Genomic DNA, 19,015 nt, shown 5'->3' on the forward strand with positions numbered 1-19,015 from the left:
CGACCTGTGTCACTGAAGAACCGAAGCGGGATCGTCGAGGCTGTCGGACCCTTCGATCCCGATCGTGCCCAAGCCAAGCGCCGTCACGGCGCGCTCGATCCCGCGGGTCTGTGCGATCAGCCCGTCGATCGCGGTCATGATCAGCGCGGCCCCCGCGTCGTTGCCAGGCGCCAGCATCATGTCATAAGCCATACCGTCCTCGGCCGCATCGACCAGCGCCTGCATCTTCACCATCGTTGCGTCGATCCGTGCAGTCAGGTCGAGCGACATGGCCGTGTCGAGTGTGGCCACCAGGCCAGCCAGCGAAGGCCCTTCGACCACGCTGCCATCGATCCGCACGAGCCGCCCGGTCCAGACGTTGCGGATACCTTGGGCGTTCAGGAAATGGCTCATGTGCGTGTTGTCCGCGAAGCAGTCATGCTCCTCTTCCGGGTCGTTCAGCAAAAGGCCCAGCCGCATCCGCTCGCCCGCCAACTCGCCGTAAGACAGGCTTCCCATCCCGGTCAGCATGGCGCTCAGGCCCGCAACGGGATCCGCCAGCACCGCTGCGCGCGCCTCGCCCGTGTCACCCCAAGCCGCCACCATTTCGGACAGATCGTCGATCAACAGCGCGCTGGCCGCCGTCAGATAGGCCGCACGCCGGTCGCAGTTCCCCCCCGTGCATCCCGCGCCTTGCACAAAGTCGGTATGGGGCCGGTCGCCCGCGCCAGGGCCAGTGCCGTTCAGGTCCTGCCCCCAGAGAAGGAATTCGATGGCGTGATATCCCGTCGTCACATTCGCCTCGATCCCGTCGAGTTCGTTGAGGGATTGCAAAAGCGCGGGCGTGATCTCGCGCGCGTCGATCTGTTGTCCCGCCACCATCAGCATGGGCGTGGCGATGATGTTCAGATCGGCCAGCGGATTCTCGTCATAGGCGCCGATGTAGTCGCCCGCGGTATAGTCGATCAGCCCTTCGTCCAGCGGCCATGCGTTCACGCGCCCTTCCCAATCATCGACGACGGGATTGCCGAAACGGAACACCTCGGTCTGCTGATAGGGGATCCGGGCGGCGCGCCAGGCGGCGCGGGCGGCGGCCAGACTGCCCTCGGACGGGGCGGCGATCAACGCGGCGATCGCAGCGTCGAGCGCCTGCGCGGTGGTAAAGCTGTCCTGGTAGCCTGCCAGGGCGATGTCTGCATAGGTGGACAGCACCGCCATCCGGTCATCGGCGGCCGCCGGCGTGGCCATCGTCAGGGCGACGGTCGTTGCAAGGGCGAGGGGGCGACAAAGGAACATGAGAAAACCTCACGCGGGGGTGAAGCCTGGCTGTGCTGTCGGAAGTGGACAGACTTGGCTGGCGATGAATAACTGACTAAACTGGTATGAATTGAAGATCAATGAGTCGTGATCTCGAGCTGGGATGATGCCTGTGAAACCCCCAAGGCCGCAACTCGCCCGCATTGCTGCCGTGATGGCCTGGGCCGTCCTGGCGGCACTGTCGGTCCTGGCCCGACCGGGCAGCGGCGCGGACGCCGTTGTGCCCGGCACGGTGGAGGCCCTGGGCGAGCGGCTGTTTTTTGACGTGAACCTGTCGTGGAACCGGACCACCGCCTGCGCCAGCTGCCACGACCCCGCCCGCGCCTTCAGTGACCCGCGCGGGGCGGGATCGCCGGGCGATGACGGCGTGGCTTTGGGCGATCGGAATGCGCCGACGGCGATGTATGCGGCCATGGTGCCTCCGCTCGGCCGCACCCCGGCGGGGGATTGGGTCGGCGGGCTGTTTCACGATGGGCGTGCCGCCACGCTGGCAGAACAGGCGGCTGGTCCGCCCCTGAACCCGGCCGAGATGGGCATGCCCGACCGCGCCGCCGTTCTGGAGCGGCTACGCGAGGATTCCGTTTATGTCGCGGCCTTCCCGGCGCTTTTCGGCGCAGGCGTGCTGGATGACGCAGCCCCGGCCTTCGACGCGATGACCGCGGCCCTCGAAGCCTTTGAGCGGACCGAGCGCTTCGCCCCCTTCACCTCGCGCTATGACCGCTGGCTGAGAGGCGAGATCGCGTTGACGCCAGAGGAGGAACTGGGCCGCACCCTCTTCTTTTCGCAACAGTTCACCAATTGCAGCCGTTGCCATATGGGCGCGGGGCCGACGGCCCTGAACGAAACCTTCACCGACCACCGCCACCACAACATCGGCACGCCCGAGAACCTTGCCCTGCGCGCAGTCAACGGCGTGGCCCCCGGCACCATAGATCCCGGTCTTGGCGGCGTGGTGGGTGATCCGGCGGCGCTGGGGCGCATCCGCACGCCGACGTTGCGCAACGTGGCGGTGACCGGGCCGTACATGCACAATGGCGTCTTCGCGGACCTGCGCACGGTGATCTTGTACTACAATAGCTACAACACGCGGTCCGAGGCGCGGCGGATCAATCCTGAGACCGGCACACTCTTTGCCGCGCCGCAGGTTCCCGAGACGTTGGCACTGGACGATCTGACCCACGGCCCGGCGCTGGACGACCGGCGGATCGACGCACTGGTGGCCTTCCTGAACGCGCTGACGGATGCCGAATTCGAGGGCGCGCACGACCGCTGAGCCCCTTTGGCACATCTGAAAGTGGGGCGCGATCAGCCATGTGAGAACCGAGTTATGCCATGACGATTCATCGACCGCGACGAGCGGGGCGTATCGCAAGGGTTCCCTGCCTTGCATCCCCTGGTGATCGCCACAGACACCCTCTGATCCTCGAAAGCACACCCGTGCCCAAGACGCTCTCTTGCCGGCTTCCTCACAGCCTGTCGCCTGCCGTGCCCGCCCCAGCGGGCTGGTCCTGGAAGATCATGCCGATCCGGCGGCCGCGGATCTTGCGCATCTCGTCCGCCGGAAGGTTGTCGATCCGCTTGTCGCGCAGCCAGATCTCGCCGCGGGCAATGCGGTTTCGGTCACTCCGGGGTAAAGCCAGCAGGCCGCGCGCCGGCCGGGTTCGATTTCCGACGCGGCGGGGCGGTGGCTGCGGCATTTGTCAAAGACCTTGGGGCAGCGCGGGTTGAAGGCGCAGCCCTTCGGGATCGCGTTCAGACGGGGCATCGAGCCGGGGATATGCACCAGCCGGTCAAGATGTTGCCCCAGCTTCGGGATGGCGCCCATCAGCCCCTGCGAATAGGGATGCTTGGCGTCCTTGATGACGGCGGCGACCGGGCCAAGCTCGGCCAGGCGCCCGGCATACATCACCGCCACGCGGTCCGCGGTTTCGGCGATCACAGGAGCACGGCCTTTATGACCGACCGCCCTTGTCCTTGCCGACCGTCATCTGCCCGGGACAGTGCTGCCGCCGCGTCAACTTGTCGGACGGCGGCAGCATGCCATCTGACGTTCAGGCGGCCAGGTGAGGTCGCATTAATTTCCGCAACTGCCTCTGGCGTTTCCATCAGCGCCAGATGCGGCCCCTCGATCCAGGCGAGCGCCGCATCGGTGATTCCCCGGGCAAGCGCCCTTGACGCCGCCGGATCGACCATCTGATCGTAGAGGTTCCCGAGAACCAGCGTCTCTGCCTTGATGGCGCCGAGGTCCCCGGAGACATCCACCCTGAGATCAAGCTCTGACTGCCGGGCGACACCCTGCCAGTTACTGCGTCTGACCATGTCGGAAACAACCGCCTCGATGTCTCCGATCCCGGACAGAAAGACGTGGCTGAAGCCGGTCAGCAGCATCAGGCGCGCGAGTGCGTCAGGATCTCGGCGGGCAAGATCCGCCCACAGACGAAACTGCAGCCCTGAACGCGGTTCGCCCGGAGAAATTCACAGCGCTTCAGGCGCAGATCCAACGGAACCGGGCTTCGAGATCGGATGGCACCGGCCGGAACCTACGCGCGCAAGCGGAAATGACAGGGGGCTCGGGCCAGCGGCTCCAGGCGATTGGGCGGATGACCATTGGCATCTCCATTGTGTCTTGCCCTGCGGACGGATGCGCTGGCCGCCGGCGCGCAGCGCTTCGATGTCACCACGCGGCGTCGGATCAGCGCCCTTTCGACGGCATCGCGGTGAGGGCACCCGCCATGATCAACGGTGCGGCCAACACAAAGGCCGAGCCCGGCATTTCGGCAAATAGTGCAAAGCCCAGCATCACCGCCCAGAGGACGGACAGGTATTCGAAAGGTGCCAGCGCCGCCGCCTCGGCATGCCGGAAGGACAGGGTCATCAGGATATGCGCGATGCCCCCGAACAGCCCCGTGCAGACGAGCAGGAACACCGCGCCCGCATCGGGCCAGACCCAGCCCCAGGGCAGCGTCGCCAGCCCGCAGAGGGCCGAGGTCACGGCAAACCACAGCGCGATCGCGCCCGGGCTTTCGTTGACCAGCGTCAACTTGCGCACCTGGATCAGCGCGCCCGCGGTCAGCACCGCGGTCACAAGGCCCAGCGTCACCCCCAGCGCGACCCCGTCAGGCAACCCGCCCGTGAAAGCCGGGATGCAGAAGACCGCGCCGCCCGTCAGTCCAAAGGCGATCCCCCCGACCCGGCGCGTCGTCAGCCGTTCGCCCAGCATCAGCCAGCCCAGAAGCGCCATCATCACCGGCGCCAGATAGGACAGCATCGTCGCCTCGGCGAAGGGCAGCAACCGGATCGTGGCGAAGGAGGTGAACATCGCGGTCGCGCCCATCAGGCAGCGCGCAAGATGGCCCAGCGGACGGCGCGTCGCGAGGCCGCCGGGCAGTTCGCCGCACCACCACAGGAAGGCGAGCAGCGGCACCAGCGCCAAAGCGGACCGGAAGAACACCACCTGCCCCAGCGGCACGGCATCGCTCAACGCCTTGATGCAGGCGCCCATCGCGGCAAAGGCCAGCGTCGACAGGATACGCAGTATAACGCCCAGACGCTCGTTCGCGGGGCCGGGCAAGGACAGGGTGGCGGGCGCGCTCATTCCGTCTTGAACCGGATATGCGGCCGCCCTGCAACCCCCGATGCGCCGACGTCGGTCTCGACCCGGAACACGGCGCGCAGCAGGTCCTGCGTAAGGACCTCGGCCGGCGTGCCGCAGGCGCGCACGGCGCCCCCCTCCAGCACCACGATCCGGTCGCAGAACAGCGCCGCCAGATTGAGGTCATGCAGCGCCACGATGCTGGTCAGGCCCAGATCGCGCACCATGCGCAGGATCTCGATCTGGTGGTGAATATCGAGGTGGTTGGTGGGTTCGTCCAGGAACATGACATTCGGCGTCTGCGCGAGCGCCCGGGCGATATGAACGCGCTGGCGCTCGCCGCCTGACAGCGTCTGCCAGGATTGCGCCCGGTGGCCCTTCATTCCGACCTGGTCGAGCGCGGTCGATACCGCGAGTTCGTCGGCCTCGGACCAGCCCGCAAGGGGCGAGCGGTGCGGCGTCCGCCCCAGCCGCACCACGTCACGGACCGTGACATTGGTATCGGTCGCGGCGTTCTGCTGCACGAAGGCAACCTGCCGCGCGAGGGCGCGCCGCGGGACGCCCGATATGTCCTGCCCGTTGATCTCCACTTGCCCCACGTGAGGTCGGCGCAGCCCCGCCAGAAGGCGAAGCAGCGAGGACTTGCCCGAGCCGTTGGGGCCGATCAGTCCCAGCGTCTCGCCCGGGGCGACGGTGAGCGACACATCGGCCACGATGATCCGTCGCTTGACCCCCCAGCGCAGGTTGCGCGCCACGACACTCATGTCTGCGGCCTCGCTCGGTAGAGGATGATGGCGAAGAAAGGCACACCCACCAGCGCCGTGACCACGCCGATCGGCACCGTCTGCTGCGTGGCGATGACACGGGACACGATATCGGCCACCACCATGAAGACCGCGCCGGTCACCGCGCAGGCGGGCAGCAGCCGCAGGTGCAGCGGCCCCACGACATAGCGCGCCGCATGCGGCACGACGAGGCCGACAAAGCCGATGGCGCCGACCATGCTGACGATGGTGGCGGTCAGCAGCGCCGTCACTCCGAAAAGCAGCAGCCGGATCCGCGCCACCGGCACGCCCAGGGCCGCCGCATCCTCGTCCCCGAAGGTGAAGGCATCCATGGCACGGGCCATCCAGAAACAGATCGCCAGACCAGCCAGAACCACAACGGCCAGCAACTGGAAATCCGGCCAGCGCACGCCGCCGAAACTGCCCAGCAGCCAGAACATCACGTCGCGCGCCTGCTGGGCATTGCCCGAGGTGGTCACGATATACGAGGTCAGCGCATTGAAGAGCTGCGCGGCGGCGACGCCCGCAAGGATTGTATGATTTGGCCCGCTGGTGGCGCCGTTGGACAAGAGCGCGACCAGCGCGAAAGCCGCAAAGGCCCCGGCAAAGGCGCCGAGCGACAGCGACAGGCTGCCCGCGCCGATCCCCAGCACGATGACGCAGACCGCCCCGGTCGAGGCGCCCGCCGAGACGCCCAGCACGAAGGGCTCGGCCAGCGCGTTGCGCAACAGCGCCTGCAGGATCGCACCGCAGATCGCTAGCCCGGCCCCGGCCAGCGCGGCGACCAGCGCGCGGCTCAGGCGCAGGTTCCAGATCACGCTCTGCTCGATCCGCGGGATGTCGGCCGTGGTCAGGCCCAGCTCATTGGTAACGGACAGAAAGACAATCCGCAGCGGGATGCGATAATCCCCGATCCCCGTCGCAAAGGCGATGGCGACGGCCAGAACGAGCATCGACAGGCCCAGAAAGAGGGCGAGGCGCATCGCCCCGCCCTCGGAGTCGTGGGCCGTCGTCACGGCAGATCGATCGCTTCGAGCTGCTCGGCCACCTCTTCGGCGCCGTAGAGGGTGCGGATGCTGGGGTTCATCGCCGCCCCGCTCATCACCACGATGCGCCCGGCCTGTACCGCCGCCATCTGGCTGACGGTGGGATCGGTGGTCAGGAACTCGATCTTGGTCTCGGCGCGGTCCAGATCCCAGCGGTTGCGGTCCACCTGCGCCGCGACGACCACGGTCGGATCGGCGGCCATGATGCCTTCCCAGCCCAGGGTCGGCCAGTCGGCCTCGGTCCGGATGGCATTCGATCCGCCGAGGACATCGGCGATATAGCCCGAGGGGCCGTTGCCGCCGCCCAGATAGGCGTCATCCGCCGGCGAGGGGCTGGAGAACCAGAACAGGAAGGTCGGATCACCGGCATCGGCGAAACGCTCGCGCAGCGCCGTCTCGCGCGCGCGCAGATCGGCGATCAGCGCCTCGCCGCGGTCGGCCACATCGAAGATCCGCGCCAGATCGTCGATCTCCTGATAGATCAGATCCATGCTCCACAGCGCCTCGCGCGAGCCATAGGCATCGCCTGCATCAAGCGTCGTCGCGCAGGCACTCGGCGACAGATAGGCGGGTATGCCGAGCGTCTCGAAATCCTCGCGCTTGGCGACGCGGCTGTCCGGCCCCAGAAGAGTGGTCAGCATCGCCGCCACGAAATCCGGCTGGCGGGAGAGAACGGCTTCCAGCGTCGGGAATTCGACCGTTATTACCTCGACCCCGGCATTCGCTTCGGCAAGCTCAGGCAGGACGGCATTGGGCCAGAAGGCCGAGGCCGCCATCCGGTCGCCCAGCCCCAGAAGCAGCAGGATCTCGGCGCTGTTCTGGCCCAGGGCGACGGCGCGCTCGGGTGCGGCCTCGAAGGTGACGCTGTGGCCGCAATTCGCGATCGTCAGGGGGTAGCTGGTCTGTGCCAGCGATGGCGCGCCCAGAATCCAAAGCGCCGCACTGCCGCCCCCCAGGATAGACTTTATCCGCACGCTGAAACTCCGAATCTGAGTAATTTGGTCGGGTTCGGGTTACAGGCTTTGCAGAGCTCGGACAAGCGCGGTTTTCTGCCCGGCTCCTTGCCTTCTTGCTCAGGTGCGCCGTCAGTCGCCGGTGGGTCCGGGCGGCGCGGTCCGGAGAGCGGTTGCGAGGCTCAGGTTCACCGGAAAGCCGGGCCGATGGACAGCTCGCCCGACACTGTTGGCGGACCTTGGCAAGAGCGCCGGGCCCATCCGGAACCGGATCCGCTGGCGCCCGCCCTTGGGGTCTCGCGGAAGCCGAAATGCGCCGCCGTTTGCGCAAAGCGAGGTTCCGCCGCTCCTTCTGCCCGGTCTATCCCGGCGCCCCGCGCCGAGCCCGCCATGTCGTTCTCGAGCACCTGGCACAAGACGCCGCGAGCTTCCCGAGACTATCTTCTGACTGCTGCCAGAGGGTTCGACGGGCTGGGCCAGCCCCAGTGTGCAGTCGGCAACCCCGGGGGCGGATCGGGCGCATCTGCCACCGAAGAGGATCTTTCCACGACCATCTCGGGCTGGACACAGGCGGCGGACCAAGCCGAGATCCGGGTGGCGCGCGTGCGTCTCACCCTGGCTTTTCCGCAGAGGCTGCGGGCGTCGGCGTCTATCGGCTGTCGTGCTGTCTGGTGAGCAGTAGCAATCAGAGGCAGCCTTCAGCAGCAGGGATCCTTTTCCCTTTACCCCGTGCCGAGGCACGGGAATGGTCCACCGAGAACTGCCGTCCCTGCAAGGTTACGCGGCCCGGGTGGATGCGGCGAAAACCTCAATGCTGGCTCCCGCGCCCGATATCTCGCTTGCCGATGCCGCGGCAATCAATCTGACGCTGACCTCGGTGATCTTCGGCACGATGCGCAACGCCTTTGAAAGGTGACCTTCGGCGGAGGAGACGGACGCGCTGCGTCGAAACCTGCACGCCCTGTGCCGCGCCTACCTGCACGCCTTGCCTCGGACGACGGCGGCGCCTCGTGGGCGATGAGGCGCTCGTGCCGCTCCTGTTCCTTGCGGGAGAGGATCATGCCGGCATGGTGGAGGATGCCATCGATCCACTCACCATCGGCGGCAGAACCGGTGTCGTCCCAGTAGTCGATGTGCCGGTCGCGAACCTCATACCGGCACAGGCGCTTTCACGGTTTCCGATCGCTTCGTCATAGCCGCCAGCGCAAGCCGTCAGCCGCAGCCGCGGATCCCCGATCCGGACAACCGGCCACCTCGACAACCAGCCTCTGGGCATCTGGCGAGACCACGGTCGGATGCCTCGGTTTGCGTTTCGTGCCGAAACGTGCTTAATGCAGCCCCGCCCGGGGCGCGCGTTGCGGCTGTTCGGAGGCGATGCGTCAGGGACGGGTAGCGGAGCCGTCTGGCCATCCATCCGGATGGTCATTTGGGCGCGCACGTCACGCCGGGCGGTATCATGGCTGCTGTCGTTGCCGGGTTGAGTGCTGTTTCCCGGCGCCATGCATCGACGCGCTACAGGAACGTTTTTGAAACGCCATGGGCATGGACCTATGGCCAGCGCCAACAAGAGGGACGCCATATGAGCGAGGATGCGCCGGAATCAAAGGCCGACACACCAGAGGTGGAGTCGATTCCCGAGCCGGAAGGTGAAACCGAGATCATCGAGACCAGCTACGACATCGGTCAGGACAACTTCAGCGGGTCCGTCGCGGTGGATCTCGACATCCACAAGGTGGTGTTCACGGTTTCTGCCATCGCCATCATGCTGTTCACTTTCCTGACGCTGGCCTTCCAGAACGACGTCGAGCCGCTGTTCGTGGGCCTGCGCGACTGGCTGACCGGCAATCTTGGCTGGTTCTTCCTGCTGTCAGGCAATATCTTCGTGCTGGTGTGCCTGGGGCTGATCATCTCGCCGCTGGGCAGAATCCGGCTCGGAGGGCCGGAGGCGACCCCCGATTTCGGCTATGTCGGCTGGTTCTCGATGCTGTTCGCGGCCGGGATGGGCATCGGGCTGATGTTCTATGGTGTCTCGGAGCCATTGTCGCACTACTCGGCCGCCTATGACGGCGTCGCGTTTGGGGACGGCGGTGTGCGCACCGACTGGGCGCCGCTGGATGGGGCCGAAGGTGACGCGGTCGAGGCGCGGCGGCTGGGCATGGCGGCGACGATCTTCCACTGGGGCCTGCACCCCTGGGCGATCTATGCCGTGGTCGCCCTGGCGCTGGCCCTTTTCAGCTACAACAAGGGGCTGCCGCTGACGCTGCGCTCGGCCTTCTACCCGATTTTCGGCGAACGGGTCTGGGGCTGGCCGGGCCATGTCATCGACATTCTGGCGGTGCTTGCCACGGTCTTCGGGCTGGCGACCTCGCTCGGGATTGGGGCGCAGCAGGCGGTGGCAGGGCTGCACTTCCTGTTCGGACTGAGCACCGGCAACACAATGCTGATCCTGCTGATCATCCTGATCACGCTGGTGGCGATCGTTTCGATCATCCGCGGGCTTGAAGGCGGGGTGAAGATGCTGTCCGAGGTCAACATGGGCCTGGCGGCACTGCTGCTGCTGTTCGTGATCGTGGCCGGGCCGACCGTGGCTGTCGCCACCGGCTTCTTCGACAATCTGCTGGCCTATGGCAGGCACCTGCCGTCGCTTTCGATGCCCTTCGGCCGCGAAGACACAAATTTCGCGGGCGGATGGACGGCATTCTACTGGGCCTGGTGGATCAGCTGGTCGCCATTCGTGGGCATGTTCATCGCCCGCGTCAGCCGCGGGCGCACGGTGCGCGAATTCCTGATTACCGTCCTGATCGTGCCGACAATTCTGTCGGTCCTGTGGATGACGGCGATGGGCGGCACTGCCATCGAGCAGGTCGTCAATGACGGCTACACCGCGGTGCAGGATGCCGCGCTGGAACTGCAGCTGTTCCAGATGCTGACGCAACTGCCGTTGACCGCCATCTCTTCCTTCATCGGGATTGTCCTGGTGGTGGTGTTCTTCATCACGTCCTCGGACTCCGGCTCGTTGGTGATCGACACCATCGCGTCCGGCGGCAAGACCAATGCGCCGGTCATTCAGCGCGTGTTCTGGGCCAGCTTCGAGGGCGCGGTCGCCATCGCACTGCTGCTGGGCGGGGGGCTGGCCGCCTTGCAGGCCATGGCGGTGTCAACGGGGCTGCCCTTCACCTTCGTGCTTCTGGGCGCCTGCTACGCCGTCGTGCGCGGGCTGATGAACGAGCCGCGCTGATCCGCGCCGTTCCGGCGCTGCGTCTTCGGAGCGCCGGAAACCGGTCAAGACTGCCGTGACAGGGTTTTCCCTGCCTCCAGGCCCGAGGCTGCTGGCTCATCAGCCCGGGAAACCCGAATCCTCGATTCGGTGTGGATCGTCGCCCGACAATTGGCCCTGCCGAAGGGCAGCTTTGCTGCAACGGCCGTTCAAGCGCCGCAGCGAGATCGACGAACTGCGTTCGCGGACAATGATCTCACAGAGAAGACAGTCACCCGGGAGCTTTGGCGCTGCATCGGCGATGCAAGCGCCTCGGGCGCCCCGGGACAAGGCAGCTGACGGATACGTGCTTTGCCGCAATGGGATCCATGCGACCTGCAACGGCCAGATTTTCCCCGCGACGGTTTTCGCCTAGGATCTTGCCGTGGCCTTGCAAGACGCAGGGACCCTGCATGAGATGCCTGGCGCAGGTAAGCTTGGTGAGAAGCTTCAGACATCAGGCTGCTCGAACCTCGTGAGCGCCGGAGAGGGACAATGAGCGATACCGACATCCGTCTTGCCGAACTACAGGCCGAGGTCGATCATTTGGCGGATATGGCTGTCCACATGATGCTGGGACTTTACTTCGGCCTCGGCGGCACGCCGGACGGTCTGCGCAGGATCGCGGACGACTTCGCGGCAGCGGCAGAGGATCCCGATCCGGCCATATCGAGGCTCGCCGCCGCCCTTCAGATGGCGCTGCGCGAGGCGGCGGAGAAGCTGGAACGCCAGCCGGACAGCGCCTGATCCTCCCACGGCAATGTTGGCCTCAGGAGACGCAAGCGGGATTCGCCGTTGCAGGGGCGATGCCGCGGCACTTCGGCGCTGGCAAGGCGGCGCCCGCCATCACCAGCGCTGCAGCGGCAAGGGCTACCGGCGCGCCTGCTTTGTCAAGCAACGCGCCGAAAGCCGGCGCCCCCGCCGTCTGCCCCGCCGCAATCATCAGGAACGGCAGCCCGAGGCCCAGATCGGCGCGATCTGGGAACAGCGTGATTCCCCACAGCAGAAGCGTGCCCGACGAAATGATGTAGCCTGCCCCGAACAACCCCATGGCGAGATAGGGCAGGGCGGCAGCCGCACCGCCCGCTGCAAGGCAGATCACCGCGACTGCCATCAGCGCCAGCGACAGGCGGTGAACATAAGCAAGCCCGAACCGGTCAGTCGCGACACCTGTAACCAGCCCGGCCAGGCCGGCCGCGCCCAGGACGATCCAGGCCAGCGCGATGCGGTCGTCGGCATATCCCAGCTCTTCTCGCAGGATGTCGGCGCCGAAGGTCCAGATGGCCGTGCTGGCGCCGCCCATCGCCAGCGCGGCGAGACCGAGCGGAACCAGCCCATGCCGGCGCAGCCGAAGTCCGCCCGGGAACCCGCCTTCGTCAGCCTCGGCCGGGATTGCCCGCCACAGCCACAGGGTGACCGCCGCACCGATGCCTGCGAAGCCGAGGTAAAGCTCGCGCCAGGCGGCGGCAAAGGCCAGTGCGGCAAGGCCGGATAGGATGATTCCGGCCGCCGTCCCTGCGTTGATGGCGCCGTTCGCGCGCGGCCGGCTCGCGTCCGTTACATGGCGGCTCACCGCAGCGGCCAGCGGCGGCGAGGCGAGGCCCGTGCTGATGCCTGCCAGCGCGATGGCCCCTCCAAGGGCCAGCGCCGAGCCTGCAAGCCCCGCCAGCGCCAGCCCGGCAGTCGCGCAGAGCCCCGCCAGAGCGGCGACGACGCGCGGCCCCCATCGCGGCACGGCCAGGAACGCGGCGAGGATGCCGATGCAATAGGCGGCGAAGGCCGCGCTGCCGATCCAACCCGCGGCCACGGTGCTCAACGACAGCTCGGCCCTGATCTGCGGCAGAAGCAGCCCGTAGGCAAAGCGCGCAAGACCGTAAACCAGTGCGGTGAGGGCAAAGCCCGCCGCCACCAGCCCGGCCGGGCTGCGGCGGCTCACCTGCGCCTCGCATCGGCCAGAAGCGCCTCGGCGGCCTCACCTGCGGCCTGCACGACATCCATGCCGGCGACACTGGCGGCGGCGGTCGCGCCCTCGAAGAGCAGCCAGATCTGCAGCGACAGCGCCTCGTCCCGGCGGCCCAGCTCAAGCTCGACCCGGCGGCCGATCTCGCCGAGGAACTCGGTCTTCTGCGCGCGCACCGCCTCGGCGATCTCTGCGCTGTCGCCGGCATATTCGCCATGGGCGCGCAGCAGCATGCAGCCGCGCGCACCGAACTCGGCCAGCCATACGGCGAGCGCCTCGAAGAGCCCCGCGACGCCGCTCTCCGGCTCGGCGCGCAGCCGCGCCATGAAGGCCTGGTGCCGCTGCTGGACGACCGCCAGGACCAGGCCGTCGCGTGATCCGAAATGTTTGTAGAGCGTGCGCGTGGACGCGCCGGAAGGCAGCAGCACCGCATCCACCCCGATGCCGCGGAAGCCATGTTGCTCGAAGGTCTGCATGGCACCAGTGATGATCTCGTCGCGCTTGCTCATGGAGCACATGTAAAGCGTTCGCTTTACATGTGCAAGATTGCGGCGGCTGATGCCTGTTCGGAACGATACCCCGCGAACCGGTGATCCCGGTCGCGATGCAGTCCAGCCTGCTGTGACCGGACGCTGATCCGCGTGGCAGCGAAATCTCGCCACGGATGCCGGTAGTGATCTTCGCCGGCGCTTCAGTCCGCCAAAGCTCATCAAAGTTCGGCAACCGTCTCTTCCTCAAGAGCTGCTGCGCATGTTTCGCGAGAAGTCCCTCGGCCAGCATCCGGAAGGCCTCCTGCGCCTTTGGCAGCAAGGCGGCTGGATCGTCACACGCCGCCAACCAGAGCGCCGCGTTCATCCGCTTCATCGCGAAGGAGTTTGCAGCGCTCCGCACCCACCAGACTACAGGCGAGTTCACGGCAAGCCAGATCGGCTGGTCGGGCCGGGTGGATCCCAGCGCGGACCTGTGACCCTTCGTCATGACCGGGCGGGCTCAACGATGCGCGCTCTTCCAATCCGCAAGGGACCGCGCGGCGGGGCCGACCATCGGGCCGGCGGGAAGCAGGACGGGGCTGCTTGCCGGCAGTTGGAGGCGGCCGCCGGATCGGCCCGGCCGCGTAATGAGACCCCCGCGACAGGGGCGCTGCGGCTTTCATGGCAGATCGGCGCGTGTTCAATCTGCGGTTTCTCGCCCCGCGCGCGTTCCTGGAATAGGGTATCGGCCAAAGATGTGTTACTGGAGCGGATCAAGAGAACGGTATTGATTGCGTCTGCGGAGATTACGATGAGAGTGCTTGTCTTGGGTGGGGACGGGTTTTGTGGATGGCCGACGGCCCTTCGGCTTGCCCGCGCGGGCCATGAGATCACGATCGTCGACAACCTTTCGCGGCGCCGCATCGATCAGGAACTGGGGGCGCAAAGCCTGTCGCCGATCCGGTCTCTGGACGAGAGGGTCGCGGCCTGGAACCGCTTGGGCCATGCCCCGCTGGAGATTGCCCCGATCGACATTGCCGAAGATTACCACAGCCTGCGGGCGCTTCTTGCCCGCCTGCGCCCCGACTGCGTGGTCCATTTCGCCGAACAGCGTGCAGCCCCCTATTCGATGCGCGGCCCGGGCCAGAAGCGCTATACCGTGGACAACAATGTCAACGGGACGCACAATCTGCTTGTCGCCCTCGTGGAGCTGGATCTTGATGCCCATCTCGTGCATCTGGGAACGATGGGTGTCTATGGTTATGACGGCGACGGGCTCGAGATCCCCGAGGGTTATCTTGACGTGACGGTGCGGAATGACGAAGGCGCCACCTTCGCGCGATCGATCCTTTATCCCACCGCGCCCGGCAGCGTGTATCACATGACCAAATCGCTGGATCAGATCCTGTTCCAGTTCTATGCGCGCAATGACGGGCTGCGCATCACCGATCTTCATCAGGGGATCGTCTGGGGCACACAGACGCGCGAGACCCGGCTGGATGACGCGCTGATCAACCGGTTCGATTACGATGGCGATTTCGGGACGGTGCTGAACCGGTTCCTGGTTCAGGGGGTGAACGGGCATCCGCTGACCGTTCACGGCACGGGTGGCCAGACCCGCGCCTTCATCAACATCGAGGATACCGTGCGCTGCATCGAACTGGCCGTGCAAAGCCCGCCCCGCCGGGGCGACCGGGTGAGGATCATCAATCAGCTTGCCGAGACGCGCAGCGTCCGCGACATCGCGGAGCTGGTCGCGGGCGTTACGGGAACCGCGATCGCCGAGGTGGACAACCCGCGTAACGAGGCGCCCTGCAACAGCCTTCAGGCGTCGAACCGGACCTTTCGCAGCATGGGCTGGCAGCCGATCCTTCTGAAGAACGCGCTTCTGAACGAGACGACGGAAATCGTCGAGCGTTTCCGAGACCGTTTCGATCCCGCCGTGGTGCCGGCGCGCGCGCTCTGGACACGGCAGAACCGTCCGGGCGTTCTGCGGGGCGAGGGTGCCGGGGCCGAGGGGCGATGAAGGATCTGATCCGACTGATCGGCGTGGGCGCGCTGGTCTTCTTCGTGGTCGGCTTTGCGATGATCTATTCGCGCGACAGCGGCTTCAGGGCGGGGGTCAGCGCCTTCATCGCCCATGCCAAGGCGGCGCTTGGACGGACGCTTTCCGGCATGGGGCAGGGGGGCGCGCCGGAGATGGCCGTGGCCGAACTGCGATTGCCCCGACCCAAGCCCAACAGCTGGATGGGGTTGACCGGCTTTCCGGACCAGATGGAACTGCGCTTTCCCATTCCAGCGATGGGCGGGTTCATCGGCGGCGATCTGGACCTGAGGTTCGAGGCCCAGCTTGCAGAGGGAGGCGACGGGCTGCTCAGCATCGCCGTGAACGGGACAAGGCGTCGCGAGATCGTGCTCAACACGGGCAGCCGCGCCTATAATATCCGGATCCCTCTTGAGCCGGCCGACCTTCTGGGGAACCACGCGCTGGTGCAGCTTTCGGCGCGCGGCACGACGAACAGCGGCCAGATCTGCCCCGCGGATTCCGCGAACTGGGGCAGCGCGATAGCCCTCCTGCCCGAAAGCGCACTTCTGCTGCGCTCGATCCGCGAAGCGGTTCATCCCGAAACCGACCTTGTGACGATGCCCGAGCCGCTGAACCTTCGCCTGGGTACGGATCTTGCCGCGCAGGCCATCGCGGTCTGGGCGATGCAGCGCATGCGGCGCGCGGGCGTCGAGGTGGCGCTTGTGGATGACACCCATTCCGGCCCCTCGATCGAGATCGTGGAAGACGGCCATGAGCCCGTTGGCCGGGGCCAGAACGCGACCGTTGCCCTTCATGGCAACGACGGTATCGCGCAGGCGATCAGCTTCCATCGGGCCGAGCTTTCGACACTGGACGCGCTGGCCGACTGGCCGGTTTCCGTTGGCCATCTGACCCCCGAAACGACGGTGCGCAACTTTCGCGGTTCGCGCCGGTGGCACATCCCCTACCGGATCGCCGACCTGCCGCAGGGGCGCATGCCCACCCGCTTTGACCTTGCGCTGCGCACCAGCGTTCTGGCCGACGATCTTGACTGGGTGGTGCGCGTTTCGCTGAACGGGAACCTTCTGGAAACGGCGCGGCTTCCCGGCAGCAATCCCGACATCCGGATGTCGGTCGTCTTGCCGACCGACAAGCAGGGCCTGTCGAACACGCTGCTTGTCGAACTGGTGGACACCTCGCCGAACACCAGCATCTGCCGTGTTGGCCCCGATGCGCTGGCGCAGCTTCTGCCGGAAAGCCACTTCACCGCAGCGGGGTCACAGCCGAGGGATGGATGGGGTGCCCTCGTGCGCCAGCTTGCCGAAGTGACGGTTTCACCGGGCAATCACGGCCCGGTCGATGTCGTTCAGGCAACGCGGGCAGCGGCCATGCTGGGCAAGTTCCTGCCCACGAATGCCCAAACCCTTGTTGCGCCGCAGGACGCCGAAATCACAATCACTCTCGTTGACAAGGCCAGGCTGGCCGCGGTGCTGAGCGAGAGGGCCGCGCGACCGCAGCCCGGGCAGATGCTGCTGATTACCGACACCGGCGGATCGCTCGTCAACCCGCTGGAACTGACACCGCTGGAAGCCGACGCGGCGCAGGGGCTGCTCGCGCGGATGCATGCAACGGATATCGCCTTCCTTGTCGCGCGAACCCCCCCTCCCTGAGCGCGCCCCCCCCGCCCAGGCTGTCAACCGCTACTGGTCGGTGGACAGCGCGCCCGCGCGGCTGACACGGGATCTGCCGCGCACGGCCGCACCGATGGTGCTGCTGGTGTTCACGCTTGTCAGCACGATCCTGCTGTTCATGCTCAACGAGATCCCGCTTCTGGCGCAGACCTTTCCGCAGCGGGATTTCGTCTTTTCGCCCTATACGGGCACGCATTCGATCCCGCTGCGGACCTTCATCCTGTCGTTCTACATCGCCTTTGCGGCCGTGGTTGCAACCTCATCGATGCGGAAGCTGAAGTTCCTGTTCGACATGATCGCCTATTTCGTCATCCTGTGCTGCGCCTTCGACGTTCTCAACGTCATCCTGCATGATCGCTTCGGCTGGATCTATTCGCTGCATGTGGTGCAGATCATCTCGGGGCTTTTCGGCTTTCTCATCTTCTCGGTCAGGCTTCTGGCGCATGGCAGCATGCCTCCCCGGGCGCATGCCCCCTTCAGCCATCGCTTCAAGGTCTTCGCCTTCGTGCGGCTGACCCTTGCCATCCTTCTGGCCATCCTGGGATCGGTCATGGTAGGCCGTCTTGATCCCGTTCTCGTTTCGGATCTGCGGCAGATCGCCTTGCTGGGGGGCACAGGCCCCGGCGTGTTCCTGTTCCTGCCGATGCTGTCCCTTGTCCTTTATGTGGATGGCATCGTTCAGGCGATCCTGCGGCGCAAGCAGCGCTTCGCGCCGCCGGTCACCGTCATCATTCCGGCCCATAACGAGGCCCATATCATCACCAGAACCATCGCCGCCCTGGACGCGGCGGCCGGGGTCTATGGCAGCCCCGTCACCGTGCTGGTGCTTGACAACTGTTCGGAAGACGACACCGCCGGGGTGGCACGCGCGGCCTTTGCCCAGGCGGCCCATGTCACGGGCCGGATTGTTGACGTGCCGGTGCCGGGCAAGGCCATCGCGCTCAATCGCGGCATCGAGGAGACGGCGACGGACTATGTGGTGCGCATCGATGCCGACACCCAGGTGCGGCCCGACACGCTCTGGCGCGCCATGCGGCACTTTTCGCGCGAAGGCGTCGGAACGGTCGGAGGCATGCCATTGCCCCCGGGCGGCGGCCCGTTCGACCGGGCGCGCGAGCTTGAGGTGCTGCTGAAGCACGGGTTCTATCAGGTGGGATATGGGGCAGCCGATTGCATCGTCGGCATCCCCGGCATGTTTGCGGCCTACCGGACCGACTGCGTGCGCACTGTCGGCGGCTTCGTGACCGGCATGAACGGAGAAGACACCGATGTTGCGGTGCGGATCGGAGAGTCGGGGTTCCGCACCGTGGGCGACCCGTCGGTCGTCTATATCTCCGAGGTGCCCCTGACCTACCGCCACCTGCGCGAACAGCGGATGCGCTGGTTCCGGTCGATCTACCACGTCAGCGCCCGCAACATGGATTATCTGGACGGCCGGCGCTTCTCGGTGCGTGGCAAGATCGTGCTGCCCTTCATGCTGATCAACTCGGCCCGGCGCGCGATGATGCTGCCGCTGGCGATCTTCGGCCTTCTGTATCTCGTCTTCGCCTTCGACCCCGAGGGAAGCCTGACGGTGCAGGCGGCCCTTGCGGTGCTGATCGGCGCGCCCACGCTGATGGCGGGCTTCGCGGCGCTGGCGAACGGCAGGCCCAGGGCCCTTCTGGCCCTGCCGGAATACACGCTTTTCCGGATCCTGCGCGCCTATCTGACGCTGGAGGCCATGCTGAGCATTGCCTTCGCCGACCCGCAGAACGGCAAGGCCGGAACGCGCCTCCCTGCTGGGCCGGCAGGGGCGCCGTCAAGGCGCCTCCGGTGAAAATTGTGTTCCAAGGCAGGGCAAGGACGTATCCGTCCGGTCTGACTGGCGTTGACTTATTGAGGTGTCCAGTTCCAGGGCATCAGTTCGTCAATATGGGGCATTTTGTGATCTGCGACGCGGG

At 66.4% G+C, this 19,015-nt stretch carries 18 protein-coding genes; 8 read left to right on the forward strand and 10 right to left on the reverse strand.

The genetic code is table 11. The annotated features are described in order from the left end of the window. Positions 1 to 9 precede the first annotated feature (9 nt). Entirely contained in the window at positions 10 to 1,275 is a 1,266-nt protein-coding gene (locus tag ACFQXB_RS15535) for an imelysin family protein (RefSeq protein WP_377405661.1), read from the reverse strand. Positions 1,276 to 1,402: 127 nt separating this feature from the next. Between ACFQXB_RS15535 and ACFQXB_RS15540 the strand changes: the two genes are divergently transcribed. Then, positions 1,403 to 2,569, forward strand: coding sequence for a cytochrome-c peroxidase (locus ACFQXB_RS15540; RefSeq protein ID WP_377405663.1), 1,167 nt, complete (start codon positions 1,403 to 1,405; stop codon positions 2,567 to 2,569). Between the two features lie 243 nt (positions 2,570 to 2,812). On the opposite strand, the gene ACFQXB_RS15545 is transcribed toward ACFQXB_RS15540, so the two are convergent. From ACFQXB_RS15545 to ACFQXB_RS15570, 6 genes are all read right to left on the reverse strand, one after another. After that, positions 2,813 to 3,235 (reverse strand): oligopeptide/dipeptide ABC transporter ATP-binding protein, encoded by a 423-nt coding sequence (locus tag ACFQXB_RS15545; protein ID WP_377405665.1) that lies wholly within the window; start codon positions 3,233 to 3,235, stop codon positions 2,813 to 2,815. Beyond that, positions 3,232 to 3,684, reverse strand: coding sequence for an alpha/beta fold hydrolase (locus tag ACFQXB_RS15550; RefSeq protein ID WP_377405667.1), 453 nt, complete (start codon positions 3,682 to 3,684; stop codon positions 3,232 to 3,234). The genes ACFQXB_RS15545 and ACFQXB_RS15550 overlap by 4 nt, the downstream gene beginning before the upstream one ends. 304 nt (positions 3,685 to 3,988) lie before the next feature. After that, positions 3,989 to 4,891 carry a DMT family transporter gene (locus ACFQXB_RS15555; RefSeq protein WP_377405669.1) on the reverse strand — a complete coding sequence of 301 codons (903 nt, stop codon included), beginning with the start codon at positions 4,889 to 4,891 and terminating at the stop codon, positions 3,989 to 3,991. Then, positions 4,888 to 5,652 (reverse strand): ABC transporter ATP-binding protein, encoded by a 765-nt coding sequence (locus ACFQXB_RS15560; protein ID WP_377405671.1) that lies wholly within the window; start codon positions 5,650 to 5,652, stop codon positions 4,888 to 4,890. Before ACFQXB_RS15560 ends, ACFQXB_RS15555 begins: the two co-directional genes overlap by 4 nt. Next, entirely contained in the window at positions 5,649 to 6,656 is a 1,008-nt protein-coding gene (locus tag ACFQXB_RS15565) for a FecCD family ABC transporter permease (protein ID WP_377405673.1), read from the reverse strand. Before ACFQXB_RS15565 ends, ACFQXB_RS15560 begins: the two co-directional genes overlap by 4 nt. A gap of 29 nt (positions 6,657 to 6,685) precedes the next feature. Further along, positions 6,686 to 7,693: an ABC transporter substrate-binding protein gene (locus tag ACFQXB_RS15570; RefSeq protein ID WP_377405675.1), complete on the reverse strand. Its 1,008-nt coding sequence runs from the start codon at positions 7,691 to 7,693 to the stop codon at positions 6,686 to 6,688. A gap of 724 nt (positions 7,694 to 8,417) precedes the next feature. On the opposite strand from ACFQXB_RS15570, the gene ACFQXB_RS15575 reads away from it, so the two are divergent. Further along, entirely contained in the window at positions 8,418 to 8,588 is a 171-nt protein-coding gene (locus ACFQXB_RS15575) for a hypothetical protein (protein ID WP_377405677.1), read from the forward strand. Here the strand turns inward: ACFQXB_RS15575 and ACFQXB_RS15580 are convergent. Next, positions 8,530 to 8,835, reverse strand: a complete 306-nt coding sequence (locus tag ACFQXB_RS15580) for an Atu4866 domain-containing protein (RefSeq protein WP_377405710.1) — start codon at positions 8,833 to 8,835, stop codon at positions 8,530 to 8,532. The genes ACFQXB_RS15575 and ACFQXB_RS15580 overlap by 59 nt on opposite strands. 416 nt (positions 8,836 to 9,251) lie before the next feature. On the opposite strand from ACFQXB_RS15580, the gene ACFQXB_RS15585 reads away from it, so the two are divergent. Both ACFQXB_RS15585 and ACFQXB_RS15590 read left to right on the forward strand, forming a co-directional pair. Continuing rightward, positions 9,252 to 10,910 (forward strand): BCCT family transporter, encoded by a 1,659-nt coding sequence (locus ACFQXB_RS15585; RefSeq protein WP_377405679.1) that lies wholly within the window; start codon positions 9,252 to 9,254, stop codon positions 10,908 to 10,910. Between the two features lie 513 nt (positions 10,911 to 11,423). Next, positions 11,424 to 11,675, forward strand: a complete 252-nt coding sequence (locus tag ACFQXB_RS15590) for a hypothetical protein (protein WP_377405681.1) — start codon at positions 11,424 to 11,426, stop codon at positions 11,673 to 11,675. A 22-nt stretch (positions 11,676 to 11,697) separates the two neighbouring features. On the opposite strand, the gene ACFQXB_RS15595 is transcribed toward ACFQXB_RS15590, so the two are convergent. Together ACFQXB_RS15595 and ACFQXB_RS15600 are read right to left on the reverse strand one after the other, a co-directional pair. Then, a complete protein-coding gene (locus ACFQXB_RS15595) occupies positions 11,698 to 12,864 on the reverse strand; it encodes an MFS transporter (protein WP_377405683.1) in 1,167 nt (388 codons plus the stop codon). Beyond that, positions 12,861 to 13,397: a TetR/AcrR family transcriptional regulator gene (locus tag ACFQXB_RS15600; RefSeq protein WP_377405685.1), complete on the reverse strand. Its 537-nt coding sequence runs from the start codon at positions 13,395 to 13,397 to the stop codon at positions 12,861 to 12,863. The genes ACFQXB_RS15595 and ACFQXB_RS15600 overlap by 4 nt, the downstream gene beginning before the upstream one ends. 164 nt (positions 13,398 to 13,561) lie before the next feature. Here ACFQXB_RS15600 and ACFQXB_RS15605 point away from each other — a divergent pair, with 164 nt between their 5' ends. The 4 genes from ACFQXB_RS15605 (at position 13,562) to ACFQXB_RS15620 (ending at position 18,891) form a co-directional block, all read left to right on the forward strand. Beyond that, positions 13,562 to 13,855 (forward strand): hypothetical protein, encoded by a 294-nt coding sequence (locus tag ACFQXB_RS15605; RefSeq protein ID WP_377405687.1) that lies wholly within the window; start codon positions 13,562 to 13,564, stop codon positions 13,853 to 13,855. Between the two features lie 314 nt (positions 13,856 to 14,169). Next, positions 14,170 to 15,384 (forward strand): NAD-dependent epimerase/dehydratase family protein, encoded by a 1,215-nt coding sequence (locus ACFQXB_RS15610; RefSeq protein ID WP_377405689.1) that lies wholly within the window; start codon positions 14,170 to 14,172, stop codon positions 15,382 to 15,384. Further along, complete coding sequence (locus tag ACFQXB_RS15615) at positions 15,381 to 17,054, forward strand: hypothetical protein (protein WP_377405691.1); 1,674 nt, start codon at positions 15,381 to 15,383, stop codon at positions 17,052 to 17,054. The genes ACFQXB_RS15610 and ACFQXB_RS15615 overlap by 4 nt, the downstream gene beginning before the upstream one ends. Beyond that, a complete protein-coding gene (locus tag ACFQXB_RS15620; RefSeq protein ID WP_377405693.1) occupies positions 17,029 to 18,891 on the forward strand; it encodes a glycosyltransferase in 1,863 nt (620 codons plus the stop codon). The genes ACFQXB_RS15615 and ACFQXB_RS15620 overlap by 26 nt, the downstream gene beginning before the upstream one ends. The last annotated feature ends 124 nt before the right edge of the window (positions 18,892 to 19,015 follow it).

Origin of the sequence: Halodurantibacterium daqingense, from assembly GCF_042666235.1 — a bacterium.
In the GTDB taxonomy this organism is placed as follows: Bacteria; Pseudomonadota; Alphaproteobacteria; order Rhodobacterales; family Rhodobacteraceae; genus Halodurantibacterium; species Halodurantibacterium daqingensis.